This is a genomic window from Mycobacterium sp. (assembly GCF_032159765.1).
Lineage (GTDB): Bacteria > Actinomycetota > Actinomycetes > Mycobacteriales > Mycobacteriaceae > Mycobacterium.
Genome location: NZ_JAVHWM010000139.1, coordinates 1 through 6761, shown reverse-complemented (window position 1 = coordinate 6761; position 6761 = coordinate 1). Strand labels below are relative to the sequence as shown.

Here is a 6761-nt window from a genome sequence, read left to right as displayed (position 1 = left end):
GCGCCTGGTTGTAATAGGCATCGTAATAGCCGGCCGACAGCGCATATGTGCCAATCATGATGCGGCGCTTCACTTCTGGGCCGAAGCCGGCCGCCCTGGTCAGCGCCATCACCTCTTCGGCGCTGTGCGTGCCGTCGTCGCCGACCCGCAGTCCGTAGCGCATCGCGTCGAAGCGCGCCAGGTTCGACGACACCTCCGACGGCAGGATCAGGTAGTACGCAGGCAGCGAGAAGTCGAAGTGCGGGCAGTCCACCTCGCTGACCTCGGCGCCCAGCGTCGTGAGCTGCTCGACGGCGGCGTTGAAAGACGTGAGCACCCCGGCCTGATAGCCGTCGCCGCGCAACTGCTTGACCACGCCGATCCGCACACCCTTGAGGTCGCCGGACGCACCTGCCCTTGCCGCGGCGATCACGTCGGGCACCTTGGCCTCGACCGAGGTGGAGTCCTTCGGGTCGTGCCCGGCGATCACCTGATGCAGCAGCGCGGTGTCGAGCACGGTGCGTGCGCACGGGCCACCCTGGTCCAGCGATGATGCGCAGGCGATCAGGCCGTACCGCGACACCGTCCCGTACGTGGGCTTCACGCCGACCGTCGCGGTCAGCGCGGCGGGCTGGCGGATCGACCCGCCGGTGTCCGACCCGATGGCCAGCGGCGCCTGGAACGCGGCGAGCGCCGCCGCGCTGCCGCCGCCCGATCCCCCCGGCACCCGGTCGACGTTCCACGGGTTGCGGGTCGGACCGTATGCGGAGTTCTCGGTGGACGAACCCATCGCGAACTCGTCCATGTTCGTCTTGCCAAGGATCGGGATGCCCGCCGCGCGCAGCCGCGCGGTGACGGTGGCGTCGTACGGCGACGTCCACCCCTCGAGGATCTTCGATCCGCAGGTGGTCGGCATGTCAGTGGTGGTAAACACGTCCTTGAGCGCCAGCGGCACCCCGGCCAGCGGCGACGGCAGTGACTCGCCGGCGGCGACGGCCACGTCCACCCGAGCAGCCTCCGCCAACGCCTGCTCCTCCGCCACGTGCAGAAACGCGTGATATTCGCCGTCGGTCTCGGAGATCTGATCCAGGCACGCCCGCGTCACCTCGGTGGACGACACCTCCTTGGCAGCGATCTTGGCGCCCAGCGTGGCCGCGTCGAGCCGAACGAGCGCGCTCATGCCGGTCACTCTGATTCCCCCAAAATCCGCGGGACGGCGAACCGGCCGTCGACCGCCTTCGGCGCCTGGGCCAGCGCTTCATCCTGGGTCAGGCACGGCTCGACGACGTCGGTGCGGAAGACGTTGACGTCCTTGAGCGGATTGCCGGTCGGTTCGACGCCGGTGACGTCGACGGATTGGATCTGGCTGACGTGTTCGAGGATGGCATCGAGCTGGCCTGCGTAGCTGTCCAGCTCATCGTCGGTCAGCGCGAGCCGGGCCAGACGGGCGAGGTGGGCTACCTCATCTCGGGAGATCTGCGACACGACTGGCAAGCCTAGTCATCTGGCCGGAATGCTGAGCCGGTGGCGCTGTGCGACAGTGTGCGCGTGCCTTCGTATCTGCTGCGGGTCCAGCTGGAGGATCGACCGGGCAGCCTCGGCTCGCTGGCCGTGGCGCTGGGGTCGGTAGGCGCCGACATCTTGTCCCTCGACGTCGTCGAACGCGGCGCGGGCTATGCGATCGACGATCTCGTCGTCCAACTGCCTGCTGGCGCGATGCCCGACATGCTCATCACCGCCGCCGAAAAGCTCAACGGCGTCTACGTCGACTCCATCCGCCCGCACACCGGGTTGCTCGAGGCGCACCGGGAGCTGGAACTCATCGATCACGTCGCCGCGGCCGACGGGAAGCACAAACAGCTGCAGCAACTTGTCGACGAGGCACCCCACGTGCTGCGCGTCGGCTGGTGCACTGTGATCAGGCTGAGCGATTCGGGCCCGGAGCGCGTCGTCGGCAGTCCAGGAGCTCCCGAAACGCAGGCGGCGGAAACGCCGTGGCTGCCCCTCGACCACGCCGAAGCCCTCCTTGACACCGCGGACTGGGTGCCGCAGGTGTGGCGCGACATGGACACCACGCTGGCCGCCGCGCCGCTCGGTGACCATCGCACGGCCATCGTGTTGGGTCGCCCTGGCGGACCTCACTTCCGGCCATCCGAAGTCGCGCGGCTGGGCTACCTGGCCGGGATCATCGCCACGATCTTGCGCTGACGCGAACGACGCCGGCCCACAGAACGCACAGCAAATTCCCAGCTAGTAGCTGTTACGGTGACCCGAATTGCTCCACCTGGGCGGTGGCGTTCACGAGAGGGTCCGCGTGCAAATAGCGCTTCTGGTTGCCGCGGCGGCGCTGTTCGGCGGGGCCATCGTCGTGCTCATCATTGCTCTGCGCCGGCCCCGCAAACCGAAGACACCGCCAACCCGCCAAGACCCGTTGAAATTCGGGCAGATGCCCGTGTTCGGCCCGCGCCAGCTCGGGCCGGGCGCGATCGTCAGCTACGGCGGCGTCGACTACGTCGTACGCGGGTCGGTGACGTACCGCGAGGGCCCGTTCGTCTGGTGGGAACACCTCATCGAGGGCGGAACAGGCGCGCCCATCTGGTTCAGCGTCGAGGAAGACGAAGGACGCCTCAAGTTGGCCATGTGGGTCGCGCGCAAGGACCTACAGTTGCAGCCAGGCGGCGAGCAGGTCGTCGATGGTGTGCGATTCCGGGAATCGGAACGCGGCCACGCGTCCTACACCAGCGAGGGCACAACCGGTCTACCCGCGGGCGGCGAAATGGACTTCGTCGACTATGCCAATGACAACGAAACCGCCCTCCTTGGCTTCGAGCGCTGGGCGCCCAATATGCCGTGGGAAGTCTCGTATGGCACTGCCGTCAGCGAAGGCGAGCTGACGGTATATCCGGCGCCACCGCCAAGCGCATAGGGGCAGCCGTGCCACTCCACGAGTTATCGGTGACACCGGCCGACGTGGCCGGCTCACGGTTGGGCCTCGCACTCAACGCGCCGATTCCGGCGCCGCTGGCAATCCACCGGCTTACCCATCCCCGTGGCGGCACTTTGATGCTCGGGGTTCTCGGCGCATCGCATGTCATCAGCGTCGAACACGCGACATCACGCTTCTCCGAACAGATCTCGTGTGCCGCGCAGCAATACGGCGGTGCTCTGCCGGACCACGCTGAGGCTTGCGGCTACTCCCTGACGGCGCATACCACCGACCACGGTGAGGCCGCCTTCCGCTCCCTCGCCACCTTGCTTCGCGGGCGCTGCAGCGCCGAATCGGGTTGGCTTGGCGGAACATTCCCCGGTGATGATGCGGCGTTGACGGCGATCTCGGCAACCCCCGACGACGCAGGCTGGCGCTGGCAGACCTGGCACCTATATCCAGCCCTCACTGGCGGCACGGTGGTACACACCGAAAGCCGGTGGCGGCCGTGAGTCGCAGGTACCTGTTCTTGCTATCCGGCGGTCTGGCGGTCGCCGCGGCGGTCTGCCTCTACTTCGGCATCACGCTGCTGCCGAACATCGACTCGTACGTCAGCGACAACTACCAGCGGTACGCAGGCAGCGGCGACACCTCGCGCTACGCGTGTAGCGGCTCACCGGACGACGTCGCTGACGACCTCGCCGAAGCCCAGGATCCCGACGCGCAGGCCAGCGACGGCAAGACGAGCTACCTGCGCTACGACGACAACATAGTGGCCGTGGGCCCAGACGGCAACCGCCCGTGCAGCATTCGCGTCGAGGGCCTCGACTCCGGATACAGCCACGGCACATACGTATTCCTCGGACCCGGCTTCTACCCGGGTTCGCCCGCGAGCGGTTCAAGCGGCAGTCCCGGCGGACCCGACGGAACCAAGTGATACGCCAGGACGTCAACCACAGGAGGTACGCATGACCCAGGGAATGAACCTGGCCGACGTTGAGTTCGGCACCGTCGACCCAAATGTGCTCTTGCAGAGCGTGGTCAGCACCGTGCTGTACTTCCTGGTCGGTATCGTCGTCCTGTTGGCCGGTTTCGTGATGGTCGACGCACTCACACCGGGCAAGCTGCGCAGACAGGTGTTCGTCGAACGCCGTCCCAACGCCGTCGTGATCACGTCTGCGATGGACGTGTCGCTCGCACTCGTCATCATCGCCGCGATCAAGGCGAGCTCCGACCAGTTGGGTCAGGGTCTGCTCGACACTCTCGTATACGGCCTCGTGGGCGTTGCGCTGCAGGGAATCGCGTTGGCCATCCTCGAAGCGGCGGTACCCGGCCGGTTCCGCGGCTTCATCGACGCCGAGAAGTTCCATCCCGCCTCGATCGCGCCGGCGGTGGTCCTGCTCGCCGTCGGAGGGATCAACGCCGTCGCGCTGTCATGACCGCAACGGACCACCACATCGCGGCCACGTCGCCACCGCAGACGTCGACGATGCGTTGGCGCGCACTGCTGTTGGCTGCGGTCTCGGCGTGCGCGGCGTGCGGAATCGTCTACGAACTCGCACTGCTCACCCTGGCAACCAGCCTCGACGGCGGCGGCATCGTCGCGACGACGCTGATCGTCGCGGGTTACGTCGCGGCGCTCGGCGCGGGCGGGTTGGTGGTCAAGCCGCTGCTGAAGCGGGCGGCCATCGCGTTCATCGCCGTCGAGACCCTGCTCGGCATCGTCGGCGGGCTGTCCGCTGCGGTGCTCTACGTGACGTTCGCGTACCTCGGTGGGTCGACGATCGTGCTGGCCGTTGGCACCGCCCTCATCGGCGGACTCGTCGGCGCCGAGGTTCCCCTGCTGATGACGCTGCTGCAGCGGGGCCAGACGGCGGGCGCCGTCGCCACCGGGCGTGTGGTCGCCAACCTCAACGCGGCCGACTACCTCGGTGCGCTCGTCGGCGGGCTCGCGTGGCCGTTCGTGGTGCTACCGCAACTGGGCATGATCCGCGGCGCCGCGGCCACCGGGATGATCAATCTGGGGGCCGCCGCGGTGGTCGCACTGTTCCTGCTGCGCCGGGTGGTGAGCGGCCGTGAACTCGCGACGGCGTTGGCCGCCCTGGCAGGCGCGTTCGCACTGCTGACCGCGCTGATCGTCGGTGCTGGCGGGATCGAGGCGACCAGCAGACAGCGGCTGTACGCCGATCCGATCATCGCCTACCAGCATTCGGCCTACCAGGAGATCGTCGTCACCCGGCGGGGCGACGACATGCGTCTGTATCTCGATGGCGGACTTCAGTTCTCGACGCGCGACGAATACCGATACACCGAGAGTCTGGTCTACCCGGCGCTGGGAGACGGGGCGCGGTCGGTCCTGGTGATCGGTGGCGGGGACGGTCTTGCCGACCGTGAACTATTGCGACAACCGGGCATCGACAAGATCGTTCACGTCGAACTCGACCCCGCCGTCATCAACCTTGCGCGGACCACCATGCGTCAGGCGAATGCCGGCGCACTGGACAGCCCACGGGTCGACGTGGTGATCGCCGACGCGATGGCGTGGCTGCGTGAACCCCATCCGAATGTCGTGCCCGCGGGCGGCTTTGACGCTGTTATCGTCGATCTGCCCGACGCCGACAACCCGATTCTGGGCCGGTTGTATTCGCAGGAGTTCTACACGCTGGTCACCCGCGCTCTGGCGCCCAATGGCCTGGTGGTCGTACAGTCCGGCAGCCCGTACTCGACGCCGACGGCGTTCTGGCGCACGGTGTCGACAATCCAGGCCGCAGGTTTCGCGGTGACGCCGTACCACGTCGACGTGCCGACGTTCGGTGACTGGGGTTTCACGCTGGGCCGGCGCGGCAACACCGTGCCGACTCCAACCGTGCCGAAAGACGCACCGCCACTTCGCTTTCTGAGTCAAGGCGTGCTCGACGCCGCGACGGTGTTCGCCGGCGACGTCGCTCCGCAGCGGTTGGCGCCGTCAACGCTGGAGAATCCGCGCATCATGACCGATATGCGCAGCGGCTACCGCTGACTCAGCCGTTGCGCGAATTCGGCCCTGCTCGACCAACATCTGACTTGTCGAAGAACCGACGCAACAATTCGCGAGCCTCGTCCTGGTCGGCACACGTGTAGGAATTCCAGCCCTCGATCCGCAGCTGATCGTCCAGCGGCTTGCCGATGACCTCGAGGATCGTCTCCTTTGCGGATCGCACCGCCCGCTGCGAATTGCGCTGGATGTGGCGAGCGAGCAGCTCGGCCTCCTCGATCAGCGCCTCGTGCGGAACAACTTTCGTGATCATGTTGCACTGCAGTGCTCGATGCGCATCGATCGGTTCGGCCGTAAGGACCATTTGCATTGCCACACCGACACCGCAGATGTTGACCAGCCGGGTGATTCCACCGTCGCCGTGATGGAACCCCCGCCGCGCCTCGAACGATCCGAACGTGGCACGGTCCGAAGCCACGCGCAGATCGCACGCCAGCGCGAGCTCGAGGCCGCCTGCCAATGCCCACCCATTGACGGCGGCGATCGTCGGTTTGGTGATGCGATGCAGACCGCGAGTGAGCCCGCCGAGACCCAGGTCGACGATTTCCCGAACCCGGCTCGGTATGGCGTCGACGTAGTTTTCTCGGAACGTAGGTCGCGAGATCGGCACCCGCGCAGAAGGCGTCGCCTACACCGGTCAGGATCGCGACGTCCGCATCGTCGTCATCGCGGAAGTCAGCCCAAACGCGACAGAGTTCATCGTGCATCTCCGGCGTGAGCGCATTTTTCGCCTCCGGCCGGTTCAGGGTGATGTAGGCGATTCTGTCCCGACGCTCGTAACCGACCTCGATCATCGGTCAATACTGGAACGTCGATCTCAGC

At 66.9% G+C, this 6761-nt stretch carries 9 protein-coding genes and 1 pseudogene; 6 read left to right on the top strand and 4 right to left on the bottom strand.

All coding sequences use genetic code 11. The features are described from left to right. The coding region (gene gatA, locus QOH60_RS16280; RefSeq protein WP_526422157.1) for an Asp-tRNA(Asn)/Glu-tRNA(Gln) amidotransferase subunit GatA at nt 1–1159 on the bottom strand (1159 nt) is incomplete at its 3' end. Between the two features lie 5 nt (nt 1160–1164). Further along, nucleotides 1165–1464 carry an Asp-tRNA(Asn)/Glu-tRNA(Gln) amidotransferase subunit GatC gene (gatC, locus tag QOH60_RS16275; protein ID WP_526422155.1) on the bottom strand — a complete coding sequence of 100 codons (300 nt, stop codon included), beginning with the start codon at nt 1462–1464 and terminating at the stop codon, nt 1165–1167. Nucleotides 1465–1527: 63 nt separating this feature from the next. Here gatC and QOH60_RS16270 point away from each other — a divergent pair, with 63 nt between their 5' ends. From QOH60_RS16270 to QOH60_RS16245, 6 genes are all read left to right on the top strand, one after another. After that, complete coding sequence (locus tag QOH60_RS16270; RefSeq protein ID WP_526422153.1) at nt 1528–2187, top strand: ACT domain-containing protein; 660 nt, start codon at nt 1528–1530, stop codon at nt 2185–2187. A 106-nt stretch (nt 2188–2293) separates the two neighbouring features. Next, the gene (locus QOH60_RS16265; RefSeq protein ID WP_526422151.1) at nt 2294–2905 is read left to right on the top strand and encodes a DUF4178 domain-containing protein; all 612 of its coding nucleotides are present in this window, start codon (nt 2294–2296) and stop codon (nt 2903–2905) included. Nucleotides 2906–2913: 8 nt separating this feature from the next. Then, the gene (locus QOH60_RS16260; RefSeq protein WP_526422149.1) at nt 2914–3417 is read left to right on the top strand and encodes a DUF2617 family protein; all 504 of its coding nucleotides are present in this window, start codon (nt 2914–2916) and stop codon (nt 3415–3417) included. Beyond that, nucleotides 3414–3842, top strand: a complete 429-nt coding sequence (locus tag QOH60_RS16255) for a DUF4247 domain-containing protein (RefSeq protein ID WP_526422147.1) — start codon at nt 3414–3416, stop codon at nt 3840–3842. The genes QOH60_RS16260 and QOH60_RS16255 overlap by 4 nt, the downstream gene beginning before the upstream one ends. A gap of 43 nt (nt 3843–3885) precedes the next feature. Next, nucleotides 3886–4344, top strand: a complete 459-nt coding sequence (locus tag QOH60_RS16250; protein ID WP_526422159.1) for a DUF350 domain-containing protein — start codon at nt 3886–3888, stop codon at nt 4342–4344. After that, entirely contained in the window at nt 4341–5924 is a 1584-nt protein-coding gene (locus QOH60_RS16245) for a polyamine aminopropyltransferase (protein ID WP_526422145.1), read from the top strand. The genes QOH60_RS16250 and QOH60_RS16245 overlap by 4 nt, the downstream gene beginning before the upstream one ends. 1 nt (nt 5925) lies before the next feature. Here the strand turns inward: QOH60_RS16245 and QOH60_RS16240 are convergent, their stop codons facing one another. Together QOH60_RS16240 and QOH60_RS16235 are read right to left on the bottom strand one after the other, a co-directional pair. Continuing rightward, on the bottom strand, nt 5926–6549 hold the full coding sequence (locus QOH60_RS16240; protein WP_526422143.1) for an enoyl-CoA hydratase/isomerase family protein: 624 nt from the start codon (nt 6547–6549) through the stop codon (nt 5926–5928). Nucleotides 6550–6574: 25 nt separating this feature from the next. Continuing rightward, nucleotides 6575–6733 (bottom strand): annotated as a pseudogene (locus QOH60_RS16235) (enoyl-CoA hydratase/isomerase family protein); the annotation flags it as partial. Nucleotides 6734–6761: the final 28 nt, after the last annotated feature.